General features: G+C 72.1%; 28 protein-coding genes. 17 read left to right on the top strand and 11 right to left on the bottom strand.

The features are described from left to right. Positions 1-39: 39 nt before the first annotated feature. From DEJ49_RS29760 to DEJ49_RS29740, 5 genes are all read right to left on the bottom strand, one after another. Positions 40-1,296 carry a serine hydrolase domain-containing protein gene (locus DEJ49_RS29760; protein ID WP_150186960.1) on the bottom strand — a complete coding sequence of 419 codons (1,257 nt, stop codon included), beginning with the start codon at positions 1,294-1,296 and terminating at the stop codon, positions 40-42. Positions 1,297-1,436: 140 nt separating this feature from the next. Next, the gene (locus tag DEJ49_RS29755) at positions 1,437-1,706 is read right to left on the bottom strand and encodes a DUF1905 domain-containing protein (RefSeq protein WP_150186959.1); all 270 of its coding nucleotides are present in this window, start codon (positions 1,704-1,706) and stop codon (positions 1,437-1,439) included. A gap of 115 nt (positions 1,707-1,821) precedes the next feature. Further along, the gene (locus DEJ49_RS29750; RefSeq protein WP_150186958.1) at positions 1,822-2,658 is read right to left on the bottom strand and encodes an alpha/beta fold hydrolase; all 837 of its coding nucleotides are present in this window, start codon (positions 2,656-2,658) and stop codon (positions 1,822-1,824) included. Continuing rightward, on the bottom strand, positions 2,655-3,269 hold the full coding sequence (locus tag DEJ49_RS29745) for a TetR/AcrR family transcriptional regulator (protein ID WP_411757255.1): 615 nt from the start codon (positions 3,267-3,269) through the stop codon (positions 2,655-2,657). Before DEJ49_RS29745 ends, DEJ49_RS29750 begins: the two co-directional genes overlap by 4 nt. A 76-nt stretch (positions 3,270-3,345) precedes the next feature. Continuing rightward, complete coding sequence (locus DEJ49_RS29740) at positions 3,346-4,011, bottom strand: winged helix-turn-helix transcriptional regulator (protein ID WP_150186957.1); 666 nt, start codon at positions 4,009-4,011, stop codon at positions 3,346-3,348. Positions 4,012-4,137: 126 nt separating this feature from the next. Between DEJ49_RS29740 and DEJ49_RS29735 the strand changes: the two genes are divergently transcribed. The 10 genes from DEJ49_RS29735 to DEJ49_RS29690 all read left to right on the top strand — a co-directional run bounded on the left by DEJ49_RS29735 (position 4,138) and on the right by DEJ49_RS29690 (position 13,360). Then, on the top strand, positions 4,138-5,358 hold the full coding sequence (locus DEJ49_RS29735; RefSeq protein ID WP_150186956.1) for a pyridoxal phosphate-dependent aminotransferase: 1,221 nt from the start codon (positions 4,138-4,140) through the stop codon (positions 5,356-5,358). Then, a complete protein-coding gene (locus tag DEJ49_RS29730) occupies positions 5,355-5,987 on the top strand; it encodes a peptidase (protein WP_223833042.1) in 633 nt (210 codons plus the stop codon). Before DEJ49_RS29735 ends, DEJ49_RS29730 begins: the two co-directional genes overlap by 4 nt. A 35-nt stretch (positions 5,988-6,022) precedes the next feature. Next, positions 6,023-7,249: an FAD-dependent monooxygenase gene (locus DEJ49_RS29725; protein ID WP_150188555.1), complete on the top strand. Its 1,227-nt coding sequence runs from the start codon at positions 6,023-6,025 to the stop codon at positions 7,247-7,249. Positions 7,250-7,353: 104 nt separating this feature from the next. Continuing rightward, entirely contained in the window at positions 7,354-8,658 is a 1,305-nt protein-coding gene (locus DEJ49_RS29720; RefSeq protein ID WP_150186955.1) for a VWA domain-containing protein, read from the top strand. After that, positions 8,658-9,446 carry a hypothetical protein gene (locus DEJ49_RS29715; protein WP_150186954.1) on the top strand — a complete coding sequence of 263 codons (789 nt, stop codon included), beginning with the start codon at positions 8,658-8,660 and terminating at the stop codon, positions 9,444-9,446. The genes DEJ49_RS29720 and DEJ49_RS29715 overlap by 1 nt, the downstream gene beginning before the upstream one ends. A gap of 132 nt (positions 9,447-9,578) precedes the next feature. After that, on the top strand, positions 9,579-10,184 hold the full coding sequence (locus DEJ49_RS29710; protein ID WP_150186953.1) for a histidine phosphatase family protein: 606 nt from the start codon (positions 9,579-9,581) through the stop codon (positions 10,182-10,184). A gap of 63 nt (positions 10,185-10,247) precedes the next feature. Further along, the gene (locus tag DEJ49_RS29705) at positions 10,248-11,150 is read left to right on the top strand and encodes a TIGR03619 family F420-dependent LLM class oxidoreductase (protein WP_150186952.1); all 903 of its coding nucleotides are present in this window, start codon (positions 10,248-10,250) and stop codon (positions 11,148-11,150) included. Positions 11,151-11,192: 42 nt separating this feature from the next. Then, on the top strand, positions 11,193-11,864 hold the full coding sequence (locus DEJ49_RS29700; protein ID WP_150186951.1) for a hypothetical protein: 672 nt from the start codon (positions 11,193-11,195) through the stop codon (positions 11,862-11,864). Between the two features lie 80 nt (positions 11,865-11,944). Further along, entirely contained in the window at positions 11,945-12,367 is a 423-nt protein-coding gene (locus tag DEJ49_RS29695; RefSeq protein ID WP_150186950.1) for an acyl-CoA thioesterase, read from the top strand. Positions 12,368-12,535: 168 nt separating this feature from the next. Further along, positions 12,536-13,360: an endonuclease I family protein gene (locus DEJ49_RS29690; RefSeq protein ID WP_150186949.1), complete on the top strand. Its 825-nt coding sequence runs from the start codon at positions 12,536-12,538 to the stop codon at positions 13,358-13,360. 15 nt (positions 13,361-13,375) lie between these two features. Here the strand turns inward: DEJ49_RS29690 and DEJ49_RS29685 are convergent, their stop codons facing one another. Both DEJ49_RS29685 and DEJ49_RS29680 read right to left on the bottom strand, forming a co-directional pair. Continuing rightward, the gene (locus DEJ49_RS29685; protein ID WP_150186948.1) at positions 13,376-15,979 is read right to left on the bottom strand and encodes a DUF6185 family protein; all 2,604 of its coding nucleotides are present in this window, start codon (positions 15,977-15,979) and stop codon (positions 13,376-13,378) included. Positions 15,980-16,005: 26 nt separating this feature from the next. Further along, positions 16,006-16,917 carry an aldo/keto reductase gene (locus DEJ49_RS29680; RefSeq protein WP_150186947.1) on the bottom strand — a complete coding sequence of 304 codons (912 nt, stop codon included), beginning with the start codon at positions 16,915-16,917 and terminating at the stop codon, positions 16,006-16,008. Between the two features lie 69 nt (positions 16,918-16,986). Here DEJ49_RS29680 and DEJ49_RS29675 point away from each other — a divergent pair, with 69 nt between their 5' ends. From DEJ49_RS29675 to DEJ49_RS29665, 3 genes are all read left to right on the top strand, one after another. Then, the gene (locus tag DEJ49_RS29675; RefSeq protein WP_150186946.1) at positions 16,987-17,688 is read left to right on the top strand and encodes a helix-turn-helix transcriptional regulator; all 702 of its coding nucleotides are present in this window, start codon (positions 16,987-16,989) and stop codon (positions 17,686-17,688) included. Next, positions 17,678-18,265, top strand: coding sequence for a helix-turn-helix domain-containing protein (locus DEJ49_RS29670; RefSeq protein WP_150186945.1), 588 nt, complete (start codon positions 17,678-17,680; stop codon positions 18,263-18,265). Before DEJ49_RS29675 ends, DEJ49_RS29670 begins: the two co-directional genes overlap by 11 nt. A 163-nt stretch (positions 18,266-18,428) precedes the next feature. After that, complete coding sequence (locus DEJ49_RS29665) at positions 18,429-18,956, top strand: hypothetical protein (RefSeq protein WP_150186944.1); 528 nt, start codon at positions 18,429-18,431, stop codon at positions 18,954-18,956. A 60-nt stretch (positions 18,957-19,016) separates the two neighbouring features. Here the strand turns inward: DEJ49_RS29665 and DEJ49_RS29660 are convergent, their stop codons facing one another. Further along, positions 19,017-20,126: a serine hydrolase domain-containing protein gene (locus tag DEJ49_RS29660; protein ID WP_150186943.1), complete on the bottom strand. Its 1,110-nt coding sequence runs from the start codon at positions 20,124-20,126 to the stop codon at positions 19,017-19,019. Between the two features lie 189 nt (positions 20,127-20,315). Between DEJ49_RS29660 and DEJ49_RS36800 the strand changes: the two genes are divergently transcribed. After that, complete coding sequence (locus tag DEJ49_RS36800) at positions 20,316-21,260, top strand: GbsR/MarR family transcriptional regulator (RefSeq protein WP_150186942.1); 945 nt, start codon at positions 20,316-20,318, stop codon at positions 21,258-21,260. Here the strand turns inward: DEJ49_RS36800 and DEJ49_RS29650 are convergent. Together DEJ49_RS29650 and DEJ49_RS29645 are read right to left on the bottom strand one after the other, a co-directional pair. Next, positions 21,238-22,500 carry a phytase gene (locus DEJ49_RS29650; protein ID WP_150188554.1) on the bottom strand — a complete coding sequence of 421 codons (1,263 nt, stop codon included), beginning with the start codon at positions 22,498-22,500 and terminating at the stop codon, positions 21,238-21,240. The two genes, DEJ49_RS36800 and DEJ49_RS29650, sit on opposite strands and share 23 nt — an antisense overlap. A 164-nt stretch (positions 22,501-22,664) precedes the next feature. Beyond that, a complete protein-coding gene (locus tag DEJ49_RS29645) occupies positions 22,665-23,108 on the bottom strand; it encodes an ATP-binding protein (RefSeq protein ID WP_150186941.1) in 444 nt (147 codons plus the stop codon). 156 nt (positions 23,109-23,264) lie between these two features. On the opposite strand from DEJ49_RS29645, the gene DEJ49_RS29640 reads away from it, so the two are divergent. Together DEJ49_RS29640 and DEJ49_RS29635 are read left to right on the top strand one after the other, a co-directional pair. Beyond that, positions 23,265-24,098 (top strand): helix-turn-helix domain-containing protein, encoded by an 834-nt coding sequence (locus DEJ49_RS29640; RefSeq protein ID WP_150186940.1) that lies wholly within the window; start codon positions 23,265-23,267, stop codon positions 24,096-24,098. Beyond that, on the top strand, positions 24,095-24,340 hold the full coding sequence (locus DEJ49_RS29635; protein WP_150186939.1) for a DUF397 domain-containing protein: 246 nt from the start codon (positions 24,095-24,097) through the stop codon (positions 24,338-24,340). Before DEJ49_RS29640 ends, DEJ49_RS29635 begins: the two co-directional genes overlap by 4 nt. Here the strand turns inward: DEJ49_RS29635 and DEJ49_RS29630 are convergent. Next, positions 24,240-25,604 (bottom strand): MATE family efflux transporter, encoded by a 1,365-nt coding sequence (locus DEJ49_RS29630; protein WP_150186938.1) that lies wholly within the window; start codon positions 25,602-25,604, stop codon positions 24,240-24,242. The two genes, DEJ49_RS29635 and DEJ49_RS29630, sit on opposite strands and share 101 nt — an antisense overlap. Positions 25,605-25,697: 93 nt before the next feature. On the opposite strand from DEJ49_RS29630, the gene DEJ49_RS29625 reads away from it, so the two are divergent. After that, entirely contained in the window at positions 25,698-26,228 is a 531-nt protein-coding gene (locus DEJ49_RS29625) for a PadR family transcriptional regulator (RefSeq protein ID WP_150186937.1), read from the top strand. Positions 26,229-26,237: the final 9 nt, after the last annotated feature.

Here is a 26,237-nt window from a genome sequence, read left to right as displayed (position 1 = left end):
GGGGCCGGTGCGGGCACGATCAGGTTTTCGCGGGCACGCTCAGGTTGTGCCGAGGATGGCCCGTATCTCCTGCTCGATGATCTCCTGGAACGGGGCGTCGTCGTGGTTGCCGAGGACGACGCCGACCCACCCGCTGTCCGGGTAGATGTTCCAGCTGGCGAGGCTGCCGGGGTTGACGCCCGCGCGGCCGTTCAGCCACTGACCGTCGATCAGGCTCACCGGCATCATGTACGTCGTGAACGCCGCGTCGGCGGTCGTGGACCGGGCTGCTCGCAGGCCGCCTCCCTGCGGGGCGAGGGGGATCTTCGCGGCGGTGAGGAGTTCGGCGTAGGGGCGGTCCAGTACCGTGCCGTCGCTCAGCGCGTGCGCGAACCGGACCAGGTCCGGCGCGGTGGCGAAGCCGCCGTCCCCGGGGAAGTCGATGAAGCCGCGGGCCGGGTTCTTGCCCAGCTGGAGCGGGTCCGGGCTGCCCTTGTCCAGGTTGCGGACGGCGTCCACGCGGGTGCCGTCGGCCTGGCGCATGTACGAGTGCGCGATGTGCGGGTCGGTGAGCCACTGCGGTCTGGTGTAGAACCCCGTGCCGGTCATGCCGCACCGCTTGAAGATGTGCTCCTCCACGTAGTCCCAGTACGTCGTGCCGGTCACCGCCTCCACGATCAGCGCCGGGATGGCGACCTCGGCGCCGGCGTGGTCGGTGGGCGTGCCGGGTGGGCCCACCGGTTCCGCCTGCCGGGCCCACTTCTCGTAGAACTCGCGCACCTCCTCCCGGCTGTGGAAGACGCGTCGCAGGTCTTCCTCCGGGGTGTTGAGCCCGGAGATGCCGGAGAGGAGGTGGTGGATGGTCACCTTGTCGGCGATCGCCGCGGGGAAGCCCTTCAGATGGGTGCCCACGGTGTCCGAGAGCCGCAGCCTGCCGCGCTGCGCCAGCTGCAGGACGGCCACGGCGCCGAACGGCTTGCCCGCCGAGGAGAGGTTGAACGCGACGCCCTCGTGGTTGTGGACGCCCTTCTCCCTGTCCGCCATCCCGTAGCTGCGGGACAACACCGTCCGGCCCCTGTGCGAGAGCAGCACGACGCCGGAGAACCTGTCCTCGGCGGCGAGCTTCGCCACGTAGCGGTCGTAGGCTCCGCCGGGTCGGGTGTCCCGGGGGATCGCGCGGGGATCGGTCGCCGCCGGAGCGGCGTGGGCGGGCCGGGCCCCCACCAACGGCGCGCCTCCCACCGCCGCGAGACCGCCCCACCCGCCCCACCCGAGCAACCTCCGCCGCCCCACACCCCGTACGGAATCCGAGCCCATGCCACGCCCCTCCCTGGTCGACGGACCGGCCGTCCGTGGATCCGGGGCCGCCCGTGACTCCACTCAAGACGCGGGGATGTTGCGGGGGCGTATGCGTTTTTCGATAGGCCCGCGATACATCGGCCACGCCCCGGGGCGCGTCAGGCGCTCAGTCGCTCCTCCAAGTGGACGGTCACCGTGTCTCCCTCCTCCTTGCCGATCGCCTTGCGCACCTCCGCCTTCACCGGCAGCTTGTGCGTGCCGTCTCCCAGAGCCATGAACGAGCTCCGGAACGGATGACCGTCGATCGTGCCCCGCACCTTCACCAGGCCGCGGGTGCCGAAGAACTCGGCCGACTCGGGCCACACGACGTACGTCCAGCCGCCTACGGCCGGGCTCTTCCGCAGGGTCGCGGTGAACTTCTTGTCCATCACTGGTACCGCCTGTCCATATGGTCTCGACATGGTCTCGACGTATGTAGGACCGCGGCGGGACCGGAAAGTCACCGCTCTCTCCGGTAGGCGTCCGCGAGCACGGTTCCTGCGCCTAGGCGTGCAAGGCCTTGCGGAGGTGTTCGGCGAACTCGGTCGGGTGGGTGGTCAGGCCGATGTGGCCGCCGGGGAAGTGCCGGAGTTCCGTGCCGAGGCGTTCGGCCAGGAAGGCGGCGGGGCGGTACGGGAGCTCGCCGCGCGAGTCCTCGCCGCAGGCGAGCACGAGCCGGTCCGACAGGGCGTCGAGCCGGGCGACGTCGGGCGCGTAGGCCATGAAGCTCGGCACGATGCGCCCGATGAAGTACGGCAGACCGGCCAAGGTCTGCTCGGCCCGTGCCGCCGCCTGCGGCGGGAGTTCCGCCGCGGGTGCGGGCTCGGCGGGGGCACCGTCCCCGCGCAGGCCCGCCGCGAACACGGCCATCGCCGGCATCAGCCCCTCGTCGCGGAGTGTTTCCTGGACCCGCGCGAGCAGCGCGCGGTGTGCGGCGGCGTCCGGGAGGACTTCCACGACCGGCGGTTCGTGCGCCACGACCCGTGCCACGCGTTCCGGGTGGGCGAGGAGCAGGTGCAGGGCGGCGATCGCTCCAGAACTGGAGCCGAACACCCGGGCGGGGGCGTCGGGCGAGAGCAGGTCGAGCAGTCGGAGCGCGTCCTCGGCGTGCTCCTCCACCCGCTGCTCGGCCGCGGGGTCGTCCAGCGCGCTCCCGGCCATCCCCCGTGGGTCGTACGTCGCCACGGTGTACGTGTCGGCCAGGTCGGCGGCCACCGCGGCGAGGGAGGCCGCGCCGCCCGTGCCGCCCGGGATCAGGAGCAGGAGCGGGCCCTGGCCGCGCACCTCATAGTGCAGGGTCGCGCCGTTCACGCGCAGGGTTCCGACGGTCGGCTCGCTCATGCTTTCTCCGCTTCCTTTTCTCTCTCTTCGTCCTCGGACGAGGGCCAGTGCTCAAGGAGGGTGTGCAGGGCGTCGAGTGCGCGGTTCCAGGAGGCCTGCGCCGGGCGCCGGTGCGCGAAGCCGCCCGCCGCCTCCAGCGCGACGAAGCCGTGGAAGGTGCTGCGCAGCAGGCGGACCGCGTCGGTCAGGTCGGGTTCGGCCAGGCCGTAGGCGCGCAGCATGCCGTACGTCAGGTCGACCGCGCGCCGCGGGCCGGGCGCGTCCGCGGCCGGCGCGGGGTCGATCTCGATCGGGGTCTGCGTGGCCGTGTAGCGGCCGGGGTACCGGCGGGCGTAGTCGCGCCAGGCGTCGGCGTACGCGATGAGCGCGTCCTTGCCGGACCGGCCCGCCGTCGCCTCCGCGATGCGGATCGTCTTCTCGTCCGCCGCCAGCAGGGCGATGCGCCCCCGCAGGTCGTCGAGGCCGCGGACGTGCGCGTAGAGGCTCGCGTCCTTCACGCCGAGCCGCCGCGCCACCTGCGACATGGTCAGCCGGTCGAGTCCGACCTCGTCCGCCAGCTCGGCGCCCGCGATCGTCACCCGCTCCGCCGTCAGTCCGGCCCGCCGCACCATGGACACCCTCCAGTCGTTCCTAGGGCCCCTAGGTTAAACCTAGGGGCCCTAGGAACGGAACCGAATATCCTCGCCGTCAGGTTTCGCGCAGGGTCTTCGCCAGGACGCCCTCGCCGGTGAGCTCGATCCGGCCGTCCCGTACGCCCTCGCCGAGGGTGAGTTCGCCCCGGACGACGGCCGCGCACGTCACGGCGTCCAGAGCCACGCGGGCGTCCGGCTCCTCCGGTGCCTCGCCCTCGCCGTACCCCTCGCCGCCCGCACCCGTCCGCACGTGGAACACGCCCTCGTCGAGCCGCACTTCCAGCACCCCTTCGACGTCCAGCGCCGCCAGGGACCCGAGCAGCGGCAGCGCGAGCCAGTGCGCCCGCACCGCGTCCGTGGGCCTGCGCTCCGCGAGGGCGGGGGCGCCCCACGCGGCGAGGGCCTGGAGGACCGGCAGCAACGCGCGGCCCCGGTCGGTCAGTTCGTAGACGTACGCCGCCGCGGGCGGGGGCAGCTTGCGGCGGGTGCTCAGCCCATGCTGCTCCATGTCCTTCAGGCGCGACGCCAGGACGTCCGTGCTGACGCCGGGCAGGTCGGCGTGCAGGTCGGTGTAGCGGCGCGGGCCCGCGAGGAGTTCCCGGACGATCAGCAGGGTCCAGCGGTCGCCCACGGCGTCGAGGCCTCGGGCCGCGGCGCAGTACTGGTCGTAGCTTCGGCGGGGCCGGGCGGTGGTGTTCGCCCGGGGCGGCTGAGGTGGCATGCGGCATAGTCTATGCAAGTTGTTGGACTTTCCAAGCGGGGACTTGGTAAAACCAAGCAACACCGAGCAGTACTCGTCACGAGCAGTACGTGTCACGGGCAGTACTCGTCATGGGAGGCGCAGCGCATGGAGTTCCGGCAGTCGAGCAAGCTCAGTGAGGTCTGTTACGAGATCCGGGGCCCCGTCATCGAGCACGCCAACGCGCTGGAGGAGGCGGGCCACAGCGTCCTGCGCCTCAACACCGGCAACCCCGCTCTCTTCGGCTTCGAGGCGCCCGAGGAGATCGTCCAGGACATGATCCGGATGCTCCCCCAGGCGCACGGCTACACGGACTCGCGCGGCGTCCTCTCCGCCCGTCGCGCCGTCGCCCAGCGCTACCAGGCGCTCGGCCTGGACGACGTCTCCGTAGACGACGTTTTCCTCGGCAACGGCGTGTCCGAGCTGGTCACGATGGCGGTGCAGGCCCTCCTGGAGGACGGCGACGAAGTCCTCATCCCGGCCCCCGACTTCCCCCTGTGGACCGCCGTGACGACCCTCTCCGGAGGCAAGGCCGTCCACTACGTGTGCGACGAGTCCGCCGACTGGTACCCCGACCTCGACGACATGGCCTCGAAGATCACCGACCGCACCAAGGCCGTCGTGATCATCAACCCCAACAACCCCACGGGCGCGGTTTATCCGAAGGAGATCCTGGAGGGCATCCTCGACCTGGCGCGGCGGCACGGCCTGATGGTCTTCGCCGACGAGATCTACGACCAGATCCTGTACGACGACGCCGTGCACCACAGTGTCGCCGCCCTCGCCCCCGACCTCGTCGTCCTCACCTTCTGCGGCCTTTCGAAGACGTACAGGGTGGCCGGTTTCCGGTCCGGGTGGATGGTCGTCACCGGGCCGCAGCAGCACGCCAAGAGCTACCTGGAGGGGCTGACGATGCTCGCCTCCATGCGGCTGTGCCCCAACGCCCCCGCTCAGTACGCCATCCAGGCCGCGCTCGGCGGCCGCCAGTCCATCCGCGAACTCACCGCGCCCGGCGGTCGGCTGCACGAGCAGCGCGACCGGGCCTGGGAGAAGCTGAACGAGATCCCCGGTGTCTCGTGCGTGAAGCCGAAGGGCGCCCTGTACGCGTTCCCGCGCCTGGACCCGAAGGTCCACCCCATCCACGACGACGAGAAGTTCGTGCTGGACCTCCTCCTCCAGGAGAAGATCCAGGTCGTCCAGGGCACGGGCTTCAACTGGGCCCGCCCCGACCACTTCCGCATCCTCACGCTTCCGTACGCTGACGACCTGGACGCGGCGATCAGCCGCATCGGCCGCTTCCTGAGCGGCTACCGCCAGTGCCGCCGGTGACGGCGCCGACCGCCGGGAGCACCGTGCCGCCCTGTTCCGACTGCGGACAGCCCGTCCTCACGCAGTTCGCCTCGCCCGACCTCGTCGCGCCCATCGTGTACGAGGGCTTCGACCGCGCCGCCGACCCGGCCTGGCGCACCTCGGGCGCCGCCACCCTCGACGACTACGCGCGCTGGTGCGGCCATCTGTGCGGTCTGACGTGCTTCCGGATGGCCCTCGGCCCGTCCGCGCCGCCCCTGTTCGAGCTGCGGGACGGCGCGCTCAAGTACGGCGCGTACACGGATGTGGACGGCGTCATCAAGGGCATGATCTACGCCCCGTTCGCCGAGTACGCCCGCGACGCGTGCGGCGTCGACGCCGAGGTCCACCGGCACCTCTCCGTCGCCGAGATCGGCGCGCTCCTCGACGAGGGACGGAAGGTCATCGCCTCCGTGCACTTCGAGATCCGCCGCCCGCACCTCCCGTCCCCCGGCAGGGGCGGCCACCTGGTCCTGCTCACCGGGCGCACGGCCGACGGGCGCCTGCACTTCCACAATCCGTCCGGCATCGACGCGGCGACCCGCACGGCGGCGCTCACGCCCGAAGCGTTCGAGCCGTTCTTCGCCGGGCGTGGGGTGTCACTGCGCTGACAGGCGGTCACCGCGGCTGCCAGGATGGCGCCATGATGCGTGGAGGCAAGGTCGCCGTCGTGGGCGGCAGCATCGCCGGATGCGCCGCGGCCCTGGCCGCGCACCGCGGCGGCGCGGACGAGATCACCGTGTACGAACGGGCCGCCGGGGACCTCGCGGACCGCGGCGTGGGACTCGCCGTGCACGACGGGCGCTACGCCGAGCTGGAGTCGGCGGGCTACCTGGACGCGGACATGCCGTGGGTGCAGCTCGTGCGGCGGCGCTGGTACGTGCGGGACGACGCGTCCGGCGCCCCGGTGGGCCGGGAGATCGCCGTGATGCCGTTCCCCTTCCGCACGTACAACTGGGGGCCACTGTGGCGGGAGTTGCGCGCCCGCATTCCGGGAGACGTGGAGTTCCGCGCCGGATCCCCGGTGCGGCACGTGCGTCCCGGGCCCGACGGCGTCGAGGTGACCACGGACAGCGGCAGCGGCCGCCACGACCTCGTGATCGGCGCCGACGGCTACCGCTCCGCGGTCCGCGCCGCCCGCTTCGGAGACGTACGCCCCGCCTACGCGGGCTATCTCGCCTGGCGCGGCGCCTTCCCCGAGGCCCGGCTGAACGACCCGGACCTGTGGGCCGAGGACGACTGCGTGTACGCCGTCTTCCCGGGCGGCCACGTGATCATCTACCGCATCCCGGACGGTGCGGGCGGCCACCGCGTCAACTGGGTCCTGTACACCGCGCCGCCTCCCGGTCTCGACCTCGGGCTCGGCCTCGACCTGCGGCTCACCGGTCCCACGAGCCTGCCGCCCGGCGGCCTCACCGAAGCGCTCACCGCCCACCTCGGCTTCGTGGCCGACGAGCTCCTGCCGCCCTACTGGGGCGCACTGTTGCGCGAGACGGCGCCCGACGAGCTCTTCCTGCAGCCCATGTACGACTTCACCGCGCCGCGCTGCACGGCGGACCGCGTCCTGCTCGTCGGCGACGCGGCGGCGGTGGCCCGGCCGCACACCGGCGCGGGCGCGGTCAAGGCGCTGCAGGACGCCACGGTCCTGGAGTCCGCCCTCGCCACGGCGGACACCTGGGCGGACGCCCTGGACACGTACGACACCGACCGCACCGTCTCCGGGCGCGCGATGGTGGATCTGGGGCGGCGGCTCGGCGGGGCGCTCGTCCAGGCGACGCCGGACTGGGGCGCGATGGACCAGGCGGCGATGGAGACGTGGTGGCGGCGGGCCGACGGGTCGGGGGCGTTCGGGGGGCGGGGGCTCAAGCGCTGACGTGACACCGAAGGGTGTCGTGTGGTGCGTGGTCAGGCCGTCGCTCCCCGTGCCGTTCTGACGCCGTTTTGGGGATGCACACGCTTGATCAATAGTATCCGGCGATGATCACAAGACAACGGCCGGCGGCCTGGGCCATCGCCCTGCTCGCCGCCCTGACCGCCGGGCTCGTCACGGCAGGCCCCGCCGCCGCCGATGACGACGACGAACCGGCACGGCCCAACCCCAAGGTCGAGCTCGTCCTCGACGTCAGCGGCTCCATGCGCGCCCGCGACATCGACGGCAAGTCCCGCATGGCCGCCGCGAAGCAGGCCTTCAACGAGGTCCTCGACGCGACCCCCGACGAGGTCGCGCTCGGCATCCGCACCCTGGGCGCCAACTACCGCGGCGACGACCGGAAGACCGGCTGCAAGGACACCGAGCTGCTCTACCCCGTGGAGCAGCTCGACAAGGCGGGCCGCACCGACGCGAAGACCGCCGTGGCGACGCTCGCGCCCACCGGCTGGACCCCGATCGGCCCGACGCTCCTCAAGGCCGCCGACGACCTGACGAAGGACGACGACGCCGAGCGCAGCCGTCGGATCGTGCTGATCTCCGACGGCGAGGACACCTGCCAGCCGCTCGACCCGTGCGTGGTCGCCCGTGACATCTCCGCCAAGGGCATCCACCTCACCATCGACACGCTCGGCCTCGTCCCCGACGCCAAAACCCGCGACCAGCTGAGCTGCATCGCGGAGGCCACCGGCGGCACGTACACGTCGGTCCGGCACACCGACGAGCTGGCGGGCCGCGTCAAGCAGCTGGTGGACCGCGCGGCCGACCCGGTCGTCACGCCCGTGGAGGCGAAGGGCGCCGCGCGGTGCACCGACGCGCCCGAGCTGAAGTCGGGGCTCTACACCGACCGCGAGAAGTTCGGCGAGCATCGCTGGTACCGCGTGGACGTCCCCGCGGGCAAGGAGCTGCGGGCCTCCGTGAGCGTCGCCGCCGACCGGGCCGTGAACCCGGACTACGGCGTGCTGCTGCGCGCCGAGACGCAGGGCGGCCGTGAGATCGTGCGCGGCCAGGAGTCCGGCGACGGACGCACCGACGTCATCTCGACCGGCCTGCGCTATCCGCGGCCCGAGGCGGACGATGACGACGAGGACGCCAAGTACGGCGCGAGCGAGACCGTGTGCCTGCGCGTCAGCAACTCCTTCTCCGCGCCCGCTTCCGTGAAGACGTCGCCCGGCCTCCCCGTAGAGCTGGCCGTGGATCTCGTGGACTCCCCCGACGACGCGTCCGACGTCGCCTTCTTCGGGCTCGGCCACGGCTGGTGGCTGCTCGGCGTGCTCGTCCTGGTCGGCTTCGTCGCCGGTCTGCTCTGGGGCTGGCTCTCGCGCTGGCGCTTCGCGGTCTGGAGGACCAACTGATGCGTACGACACGTGTGGTGCGGCGCTTCGCCGTGACGGCCGGCGCCGCCCTGCTGGCGCTGACCGGGGCGGCCGCGGGACCGGCCGCGGCCGACGACGACACGCCGGAGAAGGTGACGGAGGCGGGTACGTCCTTCCGTACCGCCACCGCGCTCCGCATCGACCAGGAGGCGACGGCGGAGGCGTCCACGGGTGACTACCTGTACTGGGCGTTCCCCGTGGACACCGGGCAGCGCGCCACCGTGCACGCGACGGTGAAGCTGCCCGACGCGGCGGCCCGGCACGCCGCGTCCACCTGGCAGGTCGACGTGTACGACGGGCTGCGGCGCCGTCAGGCCTGCCGCCTCGGCACGCCCACGAAGAAGGCCGCGCAGGACGCCTCGTCGGTGTCGCTGTCCTGCTCGTTGCGGACCGTCAGGTCCTGGTCGGAGCAGTGGGCGAACGACCCGCTGCCCGGCACGTACTACCTGCGGCTCACGGTCACCGACCTCAAGGCGGACGACCTGGGTCTCCCGGTGCGGGCCGAGGCGAAGGTCACCGCGACCGACGCGGGCGGCGCGCAGGCCGTCGACGGGTCGCTCGGTGAGCCGCTGGTGCCGGGCGCGGGCTCGGACAAGCAGCGGACCGCGGCCGCCGTCGAGCCGGAGGACGGCTGGTCGGGTGGCTGGTGGTCCTCGCGCTGGATCTGGACGGCGGTGGGCGGTGTCCTCGCGGCGCTCGCGGGCGTCGGCGGCTACGCGCTGACGCGCGGGTCGGGGCGGCCCGCGCGGGTGCCGCAGGGGATGTAGCGGGAAAGCCCCCCAAGGGTGACGCCTCGCTTGCCGGGTCCCGCCGGGCGCGGGTCCCGGGGGGCGTGGCAGGCTCGGTGGTGGCGGTGCCGGACGGCCCGCCACCACCGGGAGAACAGGAACGGCGCGATCATGGGTGATCTGCTCCTCGTCCGGCACGGCGAGACGGAGTGGTCCCTGTCGGGGCAGCACACCAGCTGGACGGACATCCCCCTCACCGACAACGGCCGCGAGCAGGCCCGCTCGCTGGCCCCGCTCATCGGCAGGTTCCGGATCGGGGCGGCGTTCTGCAGCCCGCGCCAGCGCGCGCGGGAGACCGCGGAGCTCGCCGGGTTCGGTGACGCGCGCGTGGACCCGGACCTGGCCGAGTGGGAGTACGGCGCGTACGAAGGCGTCACGACCGTCGAGATCCACCGCACCCGGCCGGACTGGTACCTCTTCACGGACGGGGTCGCGCTCGGCCCGCCCGAGCACCCCGGGGAGAGCCCGGAGCAGGTGGGCGAGCGCGCCGACCGCATGCTGGCGAAGGTCGACGCGGCGCTCGCCGACAACGAGGGCAGCGTCGTCCTCTTCGCCCACAGCCACTTCCTGCGCGTCCTCGCGGCCCGCCGTCTTGGTCTGCCCGCGTCGGGCGGCTCGATGTTCCTGCTCGCCACCGGCACGGTGAGCCGGCTGAGCACCGAGCACCGGCGGCACGTGGTGGCGAGCTGGAATCTCCGCCCGCAACTGGTGAAGTGACGCCGTTCACCGCCGAGGTGACGGCATTCGACACACGTATCGGTGATCATCAAGACTGCGGTCATGCGATACGGCGTCAACCTCCTCAACTTCGGCTCCGGCACGACCCCCGACTCCCTGCTGCGGCAGGCGACCGACGCGCGCGACCTCGGGTTCGAGTTCGCGATGATCTCCGATCACATAGCGGTGACACCTGACGTCCACGAGGTCTATCCCGCGCCGTTCTACGACCAGTTCGTGCTCGCCGCGTACCTCGCGGGCCGGGTGCCGGGGCTGCGGCTCGGGACGACCATCACCGTCGTCCCGTACCGTCACCCCCTGCAGACCGCCCGCATGGCCGCCAACATCGACCGGCTGAACGACGCCGGGTTCATCCTCGGCGCCGGAGTCGGCTGGTCCGCCGCCGAGTACGAGGTGCTCGGCGTCCCCTTCCGCGAGCGCGGCGCGATCACCGACGAGTACCTGACGGCGATCCGCGCCGCGTGGCGCGAGGACCCGACGTCCTTCCACGGCACGTACGTCTCGTACGACGGTGTGCGCACCGCACCGGCCCCCGCGAGCAGCCCGCTGCCGGTCTGGGTCGGCGGCAACTCCCCCGCGGCCCAGCGCCGCGCGGCCCGCCTCGGCGAGGGCTGGCACCCGTTCATGCCGAGCCGCGCCCTCCTCGACGAGGCGCTTCCCCGCATCGCCGCGGAGGCCGAGGCCGCGGGCCGTCCCGCGCCGGACCTGGCGCCGCGCCTGCAGATCCGCGTCGGCGAGCGGCAGGACACGCCGGAGCGTCCGCTGGGCCACGGCAGCGTCGACCAGATCCGCGGCGACCTGGAGACGCTGGCCGGTCTCGGTGCGACGGACGTCCTCCTGGACACGTATCCCGGCAGCCCCGGGGAGCGGGCGGACGCGGACGAGGACCGTCGCGTCCTCGAACTCCTGATGTCAGTGGCGCAGGGCACCATCGGTAGCAGTTGACCTGACCGGTCGACGGAACCGGCCCGGGAAGGGGTGTGCGCGGTGAAGCCTCCGACAGCTGCTCAGCGACGGATCATCGAGGCCGCTGACCCGCAGACGGGCCGCCTGTCCGGCACCGAGGCCCAGCTCCAGGCGCTGGTGCGGGCGCGCCTGGCCTTCCGCCACCCCCGGCCGCCGCACGCGTGTTTCCTGACGCCGGCGGGTCACCGCGTACGGGAGGAGGGCACCGCCCCTGCTCCACCCGCTCCCGCGTCGTCCGCCCCGGAGCCACCACCCCCGGCCCCCGCCCCCTCCGGTGTCTTCGCCGCGCGCACCGGCACGGAGACCACGGAGACGCTGCGGACCGGCTCCGATGGCCCCGCCCGCGCGCGTGAGGTCCGCAGCGCCTGGGAGGGCCTGGTCGAGCTGCGCCGCATGACGAACCCGGACGGTGCGCGGGACCGCCCCTGCGCCTGGGAGCGCACGCACCTGGTGCAGGCGGCGGCCCTGGCCCTGGAGGCGGCGGGCTGCCGCCCCGCGGGCCCCGGCCCGGACCGCGAGGGCTACCAGGTGTCCCCCACCCCGCAGCCGGAGGCCGTCGCCGTCCGCGAGCCGACGCCGGAGGGGATACGGGCGTGTGCGGCCGCGCTGGAGCGGGCGGGCTGGCAGGCCGGTGAACACGCGGAGCCGCGCGGGGGCGGACGCTATGTGCTGGCGTCGCCGCGCAGGGTGTGAGCGGTGGAATGCCGTACGCGGCGGCCGGGTTGAACGCATCGAGCGAGCCCGACGAAGACCAGCCCAGCGAAGGGAACACCGTGACAGAGCCGTACTCCGTGAGCGTCGCCGTCCGTGGATACGAGACGGACACGCAGGGGCACCTGAACCAGGCCGTCTACCTCCAGTACGCCGAGCACGCCCGCTGGTCGCTGCTGCGCGCGGCCGGCATCGCGCAGACGGACCTGCTGGACAAGGGCGTCGGCCCGGTGGTCCTTGAGACGACGGTCCGCTACCGGAGCGAACTCCTCGCGGGCGACGAGACGTCGGTGAGCTGCGCGTTCGTGTGGGGCGAGCGCAAGACGTTCGGCGTCGAGCAGACGATCACGAAGGCGGACGGGACGGTCGCCGCGACGATCTCCTCCGTCGGGGGCCTGCTCGACCTCAAGGAGCGGCGGCTTGTGGCGGATCCGCGCGAGTACTTCAGGGCGCTGGCGACGGACGCGACGGTGATGGGGCTCTAGCCCTCCGTGTACATGACATCGTCACCCAACCACCTCGATACGTTCACACGGTCGTACGCACATCCGTGCCACTCTCCCGATGGTTGAGTAGTCAACTCGCGTAGACCGCACGCCCGTCGGGTTCGGGCGGGCGGCTCGCGAGGCCCACGGGAAAGGACACACCCCCACATGCCCGTCCCGCGCGTACGCCGCTGGAAACCCCTCGCCCTGACCGCCGCCGCGGTACTCGCCGGCATCACCGTGCCGGCCACCGCCACGGCCACCCCCTCCCCCACGACCGCCCCGGCCCCCGCGGCCGTCGGCGCCTACGACGACACGTACTACAAGGACGCGCTCGGCAAGACAGGCCCCGAGTTGAAGTCCGCGCTGCACACGATCGTCAGCAAGCAGACGAAGCTCTCGTACAGCCAGGTCTGGGACGCCCTCAAGACCACGGACGAGGACCCGGCCAACAGCTCGAACGTGATCCTGCTCTACTCCGGCACCTCGCGGAGCAAGAGCAGCAGCGGCGGCGACCAGGGCGACTGGAACCGCGAGCACGTCTGGGCGAAGTCCCACGGCGACTTCGGCACGGCGACCGGTCCCGGCACCGACGTCCACCACCTGCGTCCCGAGGACGTCACGGTCAACAGCATCCGCGGCAACAAGGACTTCGACAACGGCGGCGGCGCGGTCGCGGGAGCCCCCGGCAACCTCACCGACGGTGACTCCTTCGAGCCCCGCGACGCGGTCAAGGGCGATGTGGCCCGCATGATCCTCTACATGGCGGTCCGCTACGACGGCGAGGGCGGCTTCCCCGACCTGGAGCCCAACGACCAGGTGGACAACGGCAGCGCGCCCGCCATCGGCCGCCTCTCCGTCCTGAAGAAGTGGAGCGACGAGGACCCGCCGGACGCGTTCGAGAAGAACCGCAACCAGGTCATCTTCGACAAGTTCCAGCACAACAGGAACCCGTTCATCGACCACCCGGAGTGGGTGGAGGAGGTCTGGTGACCTCGTCCTGACGGCTCAGCCGTGACCGCTGCCGCCGCCACCTCCGGCACCGCCGCCGCCCTCGAACTCCTTGGGCGGCGGCCCCCCACCGGTGTCGGAGAAGAACTGCCAGAGCGTGACCATGGCCACGGCCTGCGCGACGAGGTAGGCGAGCTGCAGTGAGAGGTACCGCATCTGGTAGACCGAGAGGAGCAGCCCGAACCGGCTCTGCCAGAACCGGCGTTCGCCCCGGAAGATGTCGAGGTCCAGGGCGATGCCGGTGAGGGTGAGGACGAAGAGCATGGTCAGCACGTGCAGGCCGGTGTCCCCGTACCCCTGGTCCATGAGCAGGTTCCCCAGCGCGTCGATCCCGGCGGGCAGGGCGAAGGCCACGGCCACCGCCAGCGCCTTCACGGGCCCGCGCCGCCCCGGCAGCCGCCGCCAGAGCGCGCCCAGCACGAAGCCCGCGCCCACCCAGCACGCCTGCCAGACCACGAGTCCGCAGACCAGGTCGGGCAGCCCCAGGACGTAGTGGATGCCGGCGCGCCAGTTGTCACCGCGGATCCATCCGGACCAGACCACCACCGCGGTCGCCGGGAGGCCGAAGAGGCAGGCGATGAGGGCGCCCCGGCAGCCGTTGCCCCACCAGGTGTCGCGCGGTCCCATCGCGAGCGCCACGTCGACGACCGAGACCTGCGAGGGCAGCCGGTCCGCGGTGCCGCCCTTGCCGGTCCAGGTGTGGAGTCCGCGCACCTCCCGTTCCAGCAGGCGGCGCTGGAGGATGTCGTCGTCCGACTGGCCCGCCTCCAGGCGGCGCATCATCGCGTGGATCTCGCGGTAGCGGCGGGCGCGGCCGAGGACGTCGCCGCGCCGGGCGGCGGTGACGGTGGCGCCGAGCCGTTCGCCGGACACTTCCAGGGTGCGGTCGAGGACGGTCCGGCTCCCGGCCACGACCGTGACCAGGTGCAGTGCCGCCATGTTCAGGACGAGCCAGAGGGGTTCGAGGAGGGCGTTGTTGCCGAAGGAGCCGAGGGCCAGGCCGACCATGACGGGGAAGAACAGCAGGAACAGCCACCGGTCCGCCGGTTCCGCGACCGGCGACTCGGTGTCCCGCGCGGCGGCGGCCCGCAGCGCGGCCAGGATGACGAGACCCGTGATCAGCCAGTGGTACCAGAACCACCAGTTCTGGAAGTTCACGCTGAACCAGGTGAGATCCTCCCGGAGCTTCTCCAGGTGCTGGGCGTCGTACGCGCCGTCCCTCCGGTCGCTGAGCCACGAGATGCGCCGCCACTCCCGTTCGGCCGCCATGGCGTAGCAGGCTCCGATGGCCGCCGTGCAGAGGACGATCACCGGGACGGCGTACCGGACCTGGAGGTCGCGCGGGCCGTGCGGGGCCTCGCGGCTCGGGCGGACGAGACCGCAGTCGCGGGCCACGCGCCAGACGGCGGCGGCGAAGCCGAGGAGGCTGAGGGCGGCCAGCGAGCCCTGGGCGGTGAACAGCGCGTACACGGCCCGGTCCGGCGCGTCGGCGGGCAGCTCCAACGACGTGGGCAGCCCGAACCGGTGCGGCACGCCGGACACGGCGAGCACGGGTGCGGCCAGGACCGCTCCCGCCCACAGGACGGGCCGTCGCGGGCGCCCGAAGGCGAGCAGGAGCACGGCCGCGCCGAGGGTGCCGGGCAGACCGAGGCGCTGCTCGCGGTCGTACCAGTCCTCGTCGTCCGCCACGGCACGCGCGACGCGGTAGAGCACTTCGTCGCCGTTGACGGCGATCACGAGACCGGCCGAGACCCAGGCCCAGTCGCTCACCGTCCGCGCGGCCCGCCGTTCCGCCCCGGTGGCCCCGCTGCGGCGGCGTACCTTCCCCGCCCCGTACAGCAGGATCCCGCAGGCCACGAACGTCCAGGTCACACCGCCCGCGATGCTCACGTTGGCGAACAGCAGCCGGTCGTCCCGCGCCGCGAAGGACCGCGGCCACCCCGGTGCGAGCCGTACCGCGACGGCCGGTGGGGCCTTCTCGCCCTTGGGCCGCCACACCAACGCGGTGGCGCCCTCACGCGTCGTGGGCGCGGGTACGGCGGACAGGGCTCCCGGGGCGCCGGGGTCGACGAGGATCTCCGTCCAGTCGACGCGGCCGAGTCCGGGCGCCGGTTCGAAGAGCAACCGCCAGCGTGCCGCGCCCAGTTCCACCTTCCAGGGGCCGAGGCGGAACCACCCCGTGGCCTCGTCGATCCAGGAGAAGGTGTCGAAGGTGACGCCGAAGCCGCCCTTCTCCGGCCGCACGGCGGGGCTTCCGTCCGGACGCCACTCGCCCCACCAGCGGTGCTGGGATTCGTAGGGGCGGGCCAGGCAGCCCATGGCCTCGCGGTACGCGTCGGTGTCCTCGCTCATCAGGAGCGACTTCGCGTGCTCCCAGGACGACGGCACGTGCACGGTCAGTCCGGCGGTCACCTTGGTGTGGACGCGTCCGCCGTGCGCGAGCCGTACGGAGGCACTGGCCTTCGCCTTGTCGAGCCCCGCGGTGTCGCACCAGTCGGCCGGATCCCCGGCGGCCGCCGCCCGCCCTGGCCCCAGCAGTGCGCACAGCACGAACCCGCACAGCGTGAGCACGCACGCGAACAGCGTCCTACGTGACCTCAACCGCTGCCCCCCGCCACCGAGTTGCGCTACATGCCAGTGTCCCGGAGCGCGTCCAGTTCCGCGAGGTCTTCGGCGTCGAGCCGGAGTGCGGCCGCCGCCACGTTCTCCGTCAGGTGGTCCGGCGACGAGGTGCCGGGGATCGCGAGCATCGACGGGGAGACGGCGAGCAGCCACGCCAGGGTGACCTGGGCGGGGGTGGCGCCATGCCGGTCGGCCACGCGTCGGAGCGCCGCGAGGTCGGGTGCTCCGGCGCCCCCGAAGGGGAAGTACGGGACGTACGCGATGTCCCGCGCGGCGCACAGGTCGACCAGTTCGGCATGGTCGCGCGTCAGCGGGCTGAACCTGTTCTGCACGGCGGCGACGGGTGCGATCTCCTGCGCCTCCGCGAGCTGTCCGGGCGTCGCGTTGCTGACGCCGAGGTGGCGGATGAGGCCTTCGTCGCGCAGGGCCGCCAGCGTGGCGAAGCGGTCCTCGCCGGGCCCGTCGGTCCGCAGGAAGCGGAGGTAGACGAGGTCGAGGTGGTCCCGGCCCAGCTCGCGCAGGTTGCGGTGGACGGCCGCGCGCAGTTCGGTCGGGTCGGCGGGGTCCATCCAGCTGCCGTCCGGGAGGCGGCCAGGGCCGACCTTGGTGGCGATGACCAGGTCGTCGGGGTACGGGTGGAGTGCCTTGCGGATGAGGTCGTTGGCCGCGATGTCCTCGTAGAAGTAGAAGGCGGCCGTGTCGATGTGGTTCACGCCGAGCTCGACGGCGCGGCGCAGCACGGCGATGCCGCGCTCGGGGTCGTGCGCGGGGCCGTCCCAGCCGGCGGAGGGCAGCCGCATGGCGCCGAAGCCCATGCGGTGGACGAGACGGTCGCCGCCGATGAGGTGGGAGCCGGCCGCAGTGGCGGGGGCCGTATCCGAACAATGGGTGCTGCTCGTGTTCTCCGTGGTCGCCATGCGCAGATCCTGCGATGTGCGTCCCGCGCACGCGATCACGTGGCCACTTGCTGCCAGACTGTCCCCACCATGCCGAGCACATCCCACACAGATCAGATCGTGTCGCTGCGGGGCGAGCGGGAACTGGTGCGCCGGGCCGGTGAGCTCATCACCGGGGCCCGCGAGGAGTTCCTGTGCGCGGCGGCGGACCTGGTGACCTTCTCGCCGGGCGTGAACGCCGCGTTCGCCGGGGGCCGGCGCCCGCCGCTCGTGCCGGGCGGCCTGACGATGCGCAAGCTGTACACGCCGCGCGCACTGGCGGACGCGCGGTCGGAGGCGCGGCTCGTCCGGATCGCCGAATCCGGCGCGCAGGTGCGCATTTCGGCGGCGCCGCTCGCCCACGAGGCGATCGTCATCGACCGGCGCGCGGCGATCCTGGCCGGGGCGCCGGTCCAGGGGGTGCGTACGTTCACGGTGATCCGGACGCCGGTCGCGGTCGAAGGCGTCAGGACGCTGCTGCACGCGGCGTGGGAGACGGCCGTCGACCTCGACGAGTACCGCCGGACGCGCCCGCCCGCGCTGAGCGAGGAAGCGCGCCGGGTCCTGCGGGCACTGAGCGCCGGGCACACCGACGAGGTGACGGCGCGCGAGCTGGGCATGTCGCTGCGCACGTACCGCAGGCGCGTGGCCGACCTCATGACGGCGCTCGGTGCGACGTCCCGTTTCCAGGCGGGGCTGCGGGCCCGCGAGTTGGACTGGGGGACGAAGGGAGGCGGCTGCTGTGACCGATGATCAGGCCGTACTGGAGAACGTCGGGCCGCGGCTGCGGGGCTTCCGCAAGGCGCTCGGCCTCACCCTCGCGACGCTCGCCGAGCGCACGGGCCTCACGCCGAGCACCCTCTCGCGGCTCGAACGCGGTCAGATCCGCCCCACCCTGGAACAGCTCCTCCCGCTCGCCCGCGCCTACGCCGTGCCGCTCGACGAACTCGTCGCCGCGCCGGCCACCGGCGACCCGCGGGTCCACCTGCGTCCCTTCCGCAAGGACGGGCTGACGTTCGTGCCGCTCGGCGTGAAGACGGGCGGCATGCGCGCGTACAAGGTGATCTACCCTCCGGCCTCGCAGCTCCCGCCGCCGCGCTTCCATGTGCACCCCGGCCGGGAGTGGTTCTACGTGCTTCACGGGACGGTTCAGCTCGTCCTGACCGACACCCGGACGGAGCTGACGGCGGGTGAGGCGGCGGAGTTCGACACGGCGACGCCGCACTGGATCGGCAACGCGCGGGACGACGTCCCGGCGGAGACGATCGCCCTCTACGGGCAGCAGGGCGAACGCGTGCACGTGGCGTCCCAGCCACCCGTTCCAGGGTGACGGTGTTTGCACTGGTCAGCGGCCGTTTCGGCGTTCCGGCGTCCCGTTTCGCCGGTGGGTGCTGGCGGCCGGGACGGATCACGCCCCAGGCTGTGGACCGTCCGAGCGGCTCGCCGGACGAACCGCTCACGAGCCGCCCTTCACCGCACCCATGGAGCAACCGATGCGTTCGCGTCTCACCGCCCGCCCCGCCCGTCTGGTCCTGACCGCCGTGGCCGCCGCGGCCCTCACCACCACCGCCGCCGGTACCGCGCTCGCCGTCGGCGGACAGTCCAAGGCCCCCGTCGAACAGGTCTGCGGGACCGACGACCTGACCTTCAAGGTCACCGAGAAGACGCAGGCCGGCGGCTACCTGCTCGTGACGGCCAAGGCCAGGCCCGGCATCACCTGCTACCTGGAGGGCACGTTCCCCTCCGCCGGCTTCGGTTCGCACCCCGACCGGCAGGTCACCCCCGCCGAACAGGCCGTCACCGACGACGTCAAGGTGTCGGGCACCAAGGCCGCGTACGCCGGCATCAACCCCAAGTCGACCAACGGCAACTCGGGCGCGGAGTTCGACTGGATGGCCATCGCCGTGATGGGCGACGAGGGGAACGCCACCGACCTCCGCCTCCCCAGCACGACCCTGATCGACAAGCCGAAGAGCACGAACTGGCACGCCAACGCGGCGGACGCCGTCCCCTTCGACTGACACGACACGCGATGCCACGCGGCCGCTCCGCCGTCCATGCCCGACGGCGGAGCGGTCGCGTCAGGTCGACGCGAAGCCTAACGCGCAGCCGTAGCTGAACTCCGTCTCCAGGAGGTCGTTGAAGATGCCGATCGGGTCCTCCCAGTGGCCCGTCGCCCAGTCGGCGTTGATGTTCACCGCGAGCATGTGCGTGCCGTCGCGGGTGCCGTAGACGTACGACCAGGAGCCGAAGAGGGCTCCGCCCATTCCCCAGACCGCCGTGCCGGAGGGCAGGAGCAGGCGGGAGATTCCGGCACCGTACGTGGTGCGGGGGAGCCAGTCCCTGGTCGGCACCATCGTGAGGAGTTCCCGTTGCTGCTCGGGGCGGAGCAGCCGTCCGCCGAGGAGGGCCGAGAAGAACCTGGTCAGGTCGTCGACGGTGGAGATCATGCCGCCCGCCGCCCAGTACGGGCTCGCCTCCAGGTCCGTGACGTCGTGGACCGGCGCGTCCGGGTCGGGCGAGAACAGCTTGGTGTAGTGGCGTGCGTGCGGCTGCGGGAGCGATGCGTCCGCCGTCGGCGGCAGGGACGTTCCCTTCAGGCCGAGCGGGCGCACGACGCGGTCCGCGATCTCCTCCGCGAGCGTCCGCCCCGTCACCCGCTCGATGATCATGCCGAGGACGATGTAGTTGGTGTTGGAGTACGTCCAGCCCGTGCCCGCAGCGAAGTCCGCCGGGTGCGACAGGGCGATCCCGACGAGGTCCGCGGGCGTGTAGGTCTCCTGCGTGCTCAGCGCCGCCTGGTCGTGCGTGTAGCTGTAGATCCCGCTGGTGTGGTCGAGGAGTTGCCGGACGGTGGTCGTGGTGCCGTCGTGCCCGTTCCCCCGGAGCACGCCTGGCAGCCACTGGTCCACGGTGTCCCGCGGCGTCAGCTTGCGCTCGCCCACGAGTTGCAGCAGCACCGCGGCGGCGAACGTCTTCGTGATGCTGCCGATCCGGAACCTGTCCTCGTGCCCCCGCGACCGCCGCGTCCGCGTGTCGGCGACCCCCGCCGTGCCGCACCAGTTCCCGCCCCGGTCACGGACTTGGGCGACGATGCCCGGCACTCCCCCTTCCCGCACGGCCCGGTCGAGGACGCGCTGCGCGGCTTCGTGGCCGCCTCGGCCGGGCGCCACGGGAGTGGCGTCTTCCATGTGAACCCCCTGGTGCTGTCCTGCTTCTTCAGCCGCGGTTGGTCTTCTGCTTTCTTTCGCGACAACTGAAAGCTACGTTGCACATGCGTCCGTCTGCAGCGCCACACGACGGACAACTTCGTGCAACAGACGGGTTTTTGGGGTCGCGTAGCGTTGCCCATGAGGGCTAACGCAACGCAAAGGGGGGACATGGGCGGCGGAAGACTGTCGGCGGAGGACCGGAGAGCCATCGAGGCGGGGCTGGCCGAGGAGTTGTCGTACGCCGCCATCGCGCGGCGGCTTGGCCGGGCGACCTCGTCCGTGAGCAGGGAGGTCGCCCGCAACGGCGGCCCCGACGCCTACCGCGCGGAGCACGCCGACCGCGCCGACGCGTGGCGCAGGCGCAACCGGCCCCCGTCCCGACGGCCCGCGGCGCCCGAGCCCGAGCCCGAGGTGGATCACGATCCCCACCCCGCCGCCGTCCAGGCGTACGTGGACAAGTTCGCCTCTCTGCTGATCGCCGTCGGGCTGCCCCGCACCGCCGCGAGGGTACTGGCGTGCCTGGTGACGGCCCCGACCGGCGCCGAGACCTCCGCGGAGCTCACACGCCGCCTGAAGGTGAGTCCGGCCTCGGTGTCCAAGGCGGTCGGGTATCTGGAAGGGCTCGACGTCCTCTCCCGCGAGCACGAGCCCGGCCGGCGCCGCGACCGCTACGTCATCGACGAGGAGGTCTGGCTGCGCGCCTGGCTGACCAGTGCGCACAAGAACGCGGCATGCGCGGCGACCGCCCGGGAGGGTGCGGACCTGTTCGGGCCCGACACCCCCACGGGGGCGCGGCTCAACGCGATGCACGCGTTCTTCGCCGGGATCCACCGGAGCATGACGGGACCGCCGACCTCCGCGACCGTCGAGGACGCGCTGACGGTACTGGCCGCGCTCTTCCACGCGGCCCGCCCCCTCACCACGGGTGAGCTCGCCGCCGCCCTCGGCTGGCCGACGGCACGGGTCATCAGCGCCGTGCAGGCGGCCGGGCACGACCCGGGACTCAGGCTCACGCCCGAGCAGCGGGCCGCGCTCGCAGGCCCCGCACGGCCGTCCGCATCCGGCGGGGAATCCGTCTTCCGGCGCCGGTTCAGTCGTCCAGCGTCTTCATGACCTTGCCGAGGTCGACGAACTTGAAGTTCGTGGCGGGGCGGTCGCCGTCGCCGGGCGCCTCGTGGCCGTCCTGGACGACGAGGAGGCCGTGCGGGTACTTCGAGCCGAGCGGCTCGTTGAGCGCGGCGGCACCGTCGCACTCCTCGGACCCGTCGAGCGCGCCGCCCGCCGGGGTGACCCTGAAGCCACCCTCGTACTCATTCCGGTCGCTCAGTTCGCGGTCGTACGCGGCGAAGGTGTTGTCGCCCTGGCTGGAGGCGAGAAGGTACCCGTCCCCGTCCTTCTCATGGACGAGCGTGAGCCCCTCGACGTCGGCGGTGATCCGCTTGCCGCCGTACCCGGGATCGGCGCCCGCCTCGCACTCCTCCGTCTCCTCGTCGTAGACGCCCGGAACGCCGTACTCGCGCACCTTGTCGACGAGTTCGGGCTTGCCGGTGAGGTCGGCGCGCATGCGCCAGATGCCGACGTCCTCCTGCCCGGCGTACAGCGTGCCGTTGTCCGGATCGACGACCATGCCCTCCACCTGCGGGAGTTCGCCGGGCTCCGCGCACGGGCTCCACGACGTGCCGTCCGGCAGCCGGAACGAGGACGGCAGGTCCAGCGTGCGGACCTTGCGGTACGTGACCTTGCCGCCGCCCGCCGGGAGCAGTTCGAGGAGCGCGACGCCGGTGCGCTCACGCTGGCTGACCAGGGCGTACGAGCGGCCGCTCGCCTTGTCCTGCCAGGTCGCGAGGCCGTACGCGGTCCGCTGCTCGTTGACCTCGGCCTGGTCGGCGGAGAAGACGGGCGGCGCGGCGGGGTCGGTGACGTCGGTCAGGGGGCCGCCGGAGCGGTCGCGGTCGATGCGGTAGAAGCGCAGCGTGTCGTGACCCCGGTCGCTGGTGACGGCGAGGTCGGCGACCCCGGAGGACAGTTTGAGGCCGTGGACGAGGTCGACGTTGTTGAAGCGGCCCGGCGCGTCGTCGGGCCCTTCGGCGGGCGGGGCGGCGACGGACTGGACGGGCCGGGCGTCCAAGTCGTAGGCCCTGAGACCCCCTTCCTTGGCGGTGGCGATCACGAGGCTGCGCGCCGGGTCGGCGGTGTTGCGCCAGATCGCCGGGTCGTCGGCGTCGGCGTTGCCGCCCGCGTCGTCGTCGTGCAGGACGGGGGTCTCGGCTCGCGGGGTTATGCCGGGCAGCTGCTCGGCGGCCGTCGCGGTGGCGGATGCGGTGGTGGTGGCCGCCACGAAGGCGGTGGTCATGGCGAGCACGACCGAACCGATTGTTCGACGGGTCGGACAGTGTCTGGTCACGCGGTGTCTCCTCGCTCCGGGAACGGATGGATCTTGCGTGAGACTGGGGCGCGATGGTGACCGCGTGGCGTACGCAGCACATCGGGTAACACCCCGCCCGAATGTACGCGCGGTTAACTCCGTTCGTGGCCCTGCGTGTTGAGCTCCGCCCACACCGTCTTGCCGACCTTGCGTCCGGCCACGCCCCACTCGGTGGCGAGCGCGGCGACGATCACGAGTCCCCGCCCCGACTCCCCTTCGACGCCCGCGGACTTGCGCGCGACGTGCGAGACGACGTCCGCGCGCGCGTCGGCGACCTCGATACGCAGCGTGTCGGCGCGCAGCGTCAATCCGAGCTCGAAGTCGCGGCCCGGTACGCGACCGTGGGTCACGGCGTTCGCCGCGAGCTCGGCGACGATCGCCTCGGCGGCGTCGGAGAGTTCGGTGTCGTACGCGATGCCCCAGCCGTCCAGGTGGTACCTGGTCAACCTCCTTGCGAGGCGGGCGCCCCGAGGCGTGGGACTGAAGCGTTGCGCGAAGGTGCGGGGTGCGGCGGCGGGGCGCGCTTGCGTCGACATGGCGGCAACGGTGGCCGTACGCGGGCGAGTACACCAGGCACGAAACTCGTACGCTGCGTAATTGTACGAGTGCGAAGGGTGGACAGTACGGGTGACGGAACGTGAGCATGGGCGCGTTGGCGCAGACCGATAGCCGAGCGTCAGGGGATACCCGTGATGTCGTCAAGTACGACGAGCAGTAATGAGCCCGAACCGACCGATGGCCTCAAGGCCTTCGGTGCCGTCCTGAAGAGCTTCCGCAAGCGCGCCGGGTACACGCAGGAGTCCCTGGCCCCCGAAATCGGCTACTCGGCCCATTTCATCGCCTCCGTCGAGCAAGGCCGCCGCTTTCCGCCGCCCCGCTTCGTCGACCAGTGCGAGATGGCGCTGGACGCGTTCGGGACGCTGAGGCTGGCGGCGAACCAGCTGTCGCGGCAACGGGGGTTGGCGTCCTGGTTCCGCCAGTGGGCACGGCTGGAAAAGGAGGCAGTGGCGCTGTCGACGTATGAGTGCCGGTCGCTGCCCGGCTTGTTGCAGACCAGGGCATACGCACGGACGCTATTCGTCAATCAACTTCCACCGCTGGGGGACGATCAGGTCGAGGCGCAACTTGAGGCGCGTATCGAGCGCCAACAGCTTCTCACGGAGCGGCCGAACACGGCGTACAGCTTCATCCTTGAGGAACATTTGTTCCTGCGTCGCGTGGGCGGGCATGAAGTCACCATGGAACTCATCGACCACGTTCTTGGTCTTGCCGAGCGCCGCAACATCGAGGTTCAGGTCATGCCGGTGGTGAGGGAAAGCCACGCTGGGCTGCACGGCCCCATCTGCCTACTTGAGACCCCGGAGCATAAGTGGTGCGCGTACTCCGAGGGACAGCGCTTCGGCCAATTCATCTCCAATCCGCATGAGGTCAGCGTTCTCCAGATGCGGTATGCCAGGATGCGCGCACAGGCTCTCACGTTCGAGGACTCGGTGAGCCTGCTGAAGCGAATGCGAGGAGCGGCATGAGCACCCCCGAACTGGCCTGGTTCAAGAGCAGCTACAGCAGCGGCGATGGTGACAACTGCGTGGAAGTGGCGCCGGATTGGCGCAAATCCAGTTACAGCAGCGGTTCGGGAGACGACTGCGTAGAGATCGCCCCCTGCCCCACTACCCTCCACGTACGCGACTCCAAGAACCCCGACGGCCCCCAACTCGCCCTTTCCCCCCGCGCCTGGACGGAGTTCGTCGCGTACGCCTCCCTCCGCTGACGCGCGTCAGCGCCGCGCATTGCAGAGCCACCGCGAATGCCATCGCCGCACAGATGCCGGGAAGGCCGTGGTCCAACAGGGCGTACGCCAAGCCCAGTTGGACCACGACACCGCCCGTCGTGATGCGGGCCAGCGCCGGGCTGCTGCCGCTCCCCTCGTAGACCCCGGCCACGCCGATGAAGCAGGCGAGCAGCACCAGGTACGGACCGAGGCATCGCAGGTACAACACGCCCGCATCCGCCACCGCGCCCTCCGCCCCGAACCCCCGCATGACCCAGGGCGCGGCGGCGAGCAGCACCACCGCCGCAGTCGAACCGGCCGCACCGGCGATGCGCAGCGCCTCACGGGCAACGGCCCTCCGTTCGTCCCGGCCCGCGCCCAGCAGGTGGGCCGTGTGGATCGCGGCCGCCTGGCGCACGGAGTAGAACGCCATCGTCGCGACGTACGTCGCCTTCGTCGCGATGCCGTACGCGGCGACCTCGTCCACGCCGATCCGGGCCACGACCGCGACCAGCGCCAACGTGCCCGTCATGCGGACGACGAAGTCGGCGGACATGGGCAGACCGATCGCCGCCGTCCGACGCGCGTCCCCGGCGAGGGCGCGGACCCGCAGACCTGACGGCCGCAGCGACGGCCGCAGCACCAGCAGACCGCAGATCAGCGCCGCCGAGCGGCCGGTCACCGTGGCGATCGCCGCGCCCCGCACGCCCAGGTCGCAGCCGAGGATCAGGACCGGGTCCAGGACGAGGATCAGCCCATTGGACAGCAACGCGAGCCGCATCGGGGTACGCGTGTCCCCCGACCCCTTCAGGATTCCGTCGACCACGTTCGTGGCGAAGTAGACCGCCATGCCCGGCAGCGCGATCGCGAAGTACTCCGTGGCGAGGCGCACGGAGGCGCCGCCGTCCTCGCCGAGGACCCACCCGGCCAGTCGCTCCCGGCAGACGTAGCCGCCGACCGCGACGACCGGCGTGATCAGCGCCCACAGCACCCAGCCGCCCCGCACGGCCGAGCGCTCCGCCACCACGTCCCCCGCCCCCCGCGCACGCGCCAACCGCACGGTCGTACCGGAGCCCGCCATGAGGATCACGCCGAGCAGCACGTTCTCGATGTTCGTCGCGACGGCCACCGCGGCCACCGCGTCCCCGCCGAGCCCGGCCACCCAGACCATGTTGATGATCCCGGCCGCCACTCCCGCGAGCAGCTCGCCGTAGACCGGCAGCGCGAGCGACACCAGTCGGCGTCGATGTTCCGTCGGGCCCATGCCCCATCCCCTCCCCCGAACCTCGAAACGAGGTACCGCGAAAAGAGATAGCATCACCGGCACGGAACGTACAAGGGTGAAAGGGCATCGCTCATGCTGGAGTTGGCGATTCTCGGGTTCCTGCGCGAGGAGCCCCTGCACGGGTATGAGCTGAAGGCTCGTATCCAGGACCTGAACGGGCACATCCGGCCCGTGAGCGACGGCGCGCTCTATCCGGCGATCAGCCGGCTCACGGCGGCGGGGTACATCGACCAACGCATCGAACCCGGCAGCAGCGCCGCGCCCCGCCGGGTCCTCTCCCTCACCGACGCCGGGCGCACGCGGCTGCTAGCCCGGCTGCGCGAACCCAAGGACGTGGAGATCACGGACGGGCAGCGCTTCTTCACGCTCCTCGCGTTTCTGCGCCACCTTCCGGACCCGGCCGAACAGGCCGCCGTCCTCCGCCGTCGGCAGGCGTTCCTGTCCACCCCCGCCAGCTTCTTCTACCGCGACGGGAAACCCGTGCGGGCGGAAGAGGCACCGGACCTCTTCCGCCAGGGGATGCTGCGCATCGCGCGCGCCACCGGCACGGAGGAGAAGGCGTGGCTGGCCGAGGCCATCGCCACCCTGGAGGTGAAGAGCTGACGTACGTAC

The organism is Streptomyces venezuelae (assembly GCF_008642335.1).
GTDB lineage: Bacteria > Actinomycetota > Actinomycetes > Streptomycetales > Streptomycetaceae > Streptomyces > Streptomyces venezuelae_F.
The sequence above is the reverse complement of the archived record's forward strand: the minus strand, read 5'-3'. Positions and strand labels throughout refer to the sequence as shown.

Excerpts from the sequence above, each read along its gene's own strand:
- DEJ49_RS29760 (WP_150186960.1), bottom strand. The coding sequence starts at position 1,296 with ATGGGCTCGGATTCCGTACGGGGTGTGGGGCGGCGGAGGTTGCTCGGG.
- DEJ49_RS29755 (WP_150186959.1), bottom strand. The coding sequence starts at position 1,706 with ATGGACAAGAAGTTCACCGCGACCCTGCGGAAGAGCCCGGCCGTAGGC.
- DEJ49_RS29750 (WP_150186958.1), bottom strand. The coding sequence starts at position 2,658 with ATGAGCGAGCCGACCGTCGGAACCCTGCGCGTGAACGGCGCGACCCTG.
- DEJ49_RS29745 (WP_411757255.1), bottom strand. The coding sequence starts at position 3,269 with ATGGTGCGGCGGGCCGGACTGACGGCGGAGCGGGTGACGATCGCGGGC.
- DEJ49_RS29740 (WP_150186957.1), bottom strand. The coding sequence starts at position 4,011 with ATGCCACCTCAGCCGCCCCGGGCGAACACCACCGCCCGGCCCCGCCGA.
- DEJ49_RS29735 (WP_150186956.1), top strand. The coding sequence starts at position 4,138 with ATGGAGTTCCGGCAGTCGAGCAAGCTCAGTGAGGTCTGTTACGAGATC.
- DEJ49_RS29725 (WP_150188555.1), top strand. The coding sequence starts at position 6,023 with ATGCGTGGAGGCAAGGTCGCCGTCGTGGGCGGCAGCATCGCCGGATGC.
- DEJ49_RS29720 (WP_150186955.1), top strand. The coding sequence starts at position 7,354 with ATGATCACAAGACAACGGCCGGCGGCCTGGGCCATCGCCCTGCTCGCC.
- DEJ49_RS29715 (WP_150186954.1), top strand. The coding sequence starts at position 8,658 with ATGCGTACGACACGTGTGGTGCGGCGCTTCGCCGTGACGGCCGGCGCC.
- DEJ49_RS29710 (WP_150186953.1), top strand. The coding sequence starts at position 9,579 with ATGGGTGATCTGCTCCTCGTCCGGCACGGCGAGACGGAGTGGTCCCTG.
- DEJ49_RS29705 (WP_150186952.1), top strand. The coding sequence starts at position 10,248 with ATGCGATACGGCGTCAACCTCCTCAACTTCGGCTCCGGCACGACCCCC.
- DEJ49_RS29690 (WP_150186949.1), top strand. The coding sequence starts at position 12,536 with ATGCCCGTCCCGCGCGTACGCCGCTGGAAACCCCTCGCCCTGACCGCC.
- DEJ49_RS29680 (WP_150186947.1), bottom strand. The coding sequence starts at position 16,917 with ATGGCGACCACGGAGAACACGAGCAGCACCCATTGTTCGGATACGGCC.
- DEJ49_RS29675 (WP_150186946.1), top strand. The coding sequence starts at position 16,987 with ATGCCGAGCACATCCCACACAGATCAGATCGTGTCGCTGCGGGGCGAG.
- DEJ49_RS29665 (WP_150186944.1), top strand. The coding sequence starts at position 18,429 with ATGCGTTCGCGTCTCACCGCCCGCCCCGCCCGTCTGGTCCTGACCGCC.
- DEJ49_RS29660 (WP_150186943.1), bottom strand. The coding sequence starts at position 20,126 with ATGGAAGACGCCACTCCCGTGGCGCCCGGCCGAGGCGGCCACGAAGCC.
- DEJ49_RS36800 (WP_150186942.1), top strand. The coding sequence starts at position 20,316 with ATGGGCGGCGGAAGACTGTCGGCGGAGGACCGGAGAGCCATCGAGGCG.
- DEJ49_RS29650 (WP_150188554.1), bottom strand. The coding sequence starts at position 22,500 with ATGACCACCGCCTTCGTGGCGGCCACCACCACCGCATCCGCCACCGCG.
- DEJ49_RS29645 (WP_150186941.1), bottom strand. The coding sequence starts at position 23,108 with ATGTCGACGCAAGCGCGCCCCGCCGCCGCACCCCGCACCTTCGCGCAA.
- DEJ49_RS29640 (WP_150186940.1), top strand. The coding sequence starts at position 23,265 with ATGTCGTCAAGTACGACGAGCAGTAATGAGCCCGAACCGACCGATGGC.
- DEJ49_RS29635 (WP_150186939.1), top strand. The coding sequence starts at position 24,095 with ATGAGCACCCCCGAACTGGCCTGGTTCAAGAGCAGCTACAGCAGCGGC.
- DEJ49_RS29630 (WP_150186938.1), bottom strand. The coding sequence starts at position 25,604 with ATGGGCCCGACGGAACATCGACGCCGACTGGTGTCGCTCGCGCTGCCG.
- DEJ49_RS29625 (WP_150186937.1), top strand. The coding sequence starts at position 25,698 with ATGCTGGAGTTGGCGATTCTCGGGTTCCTGCGCGAGGAGCCCCTGCAC.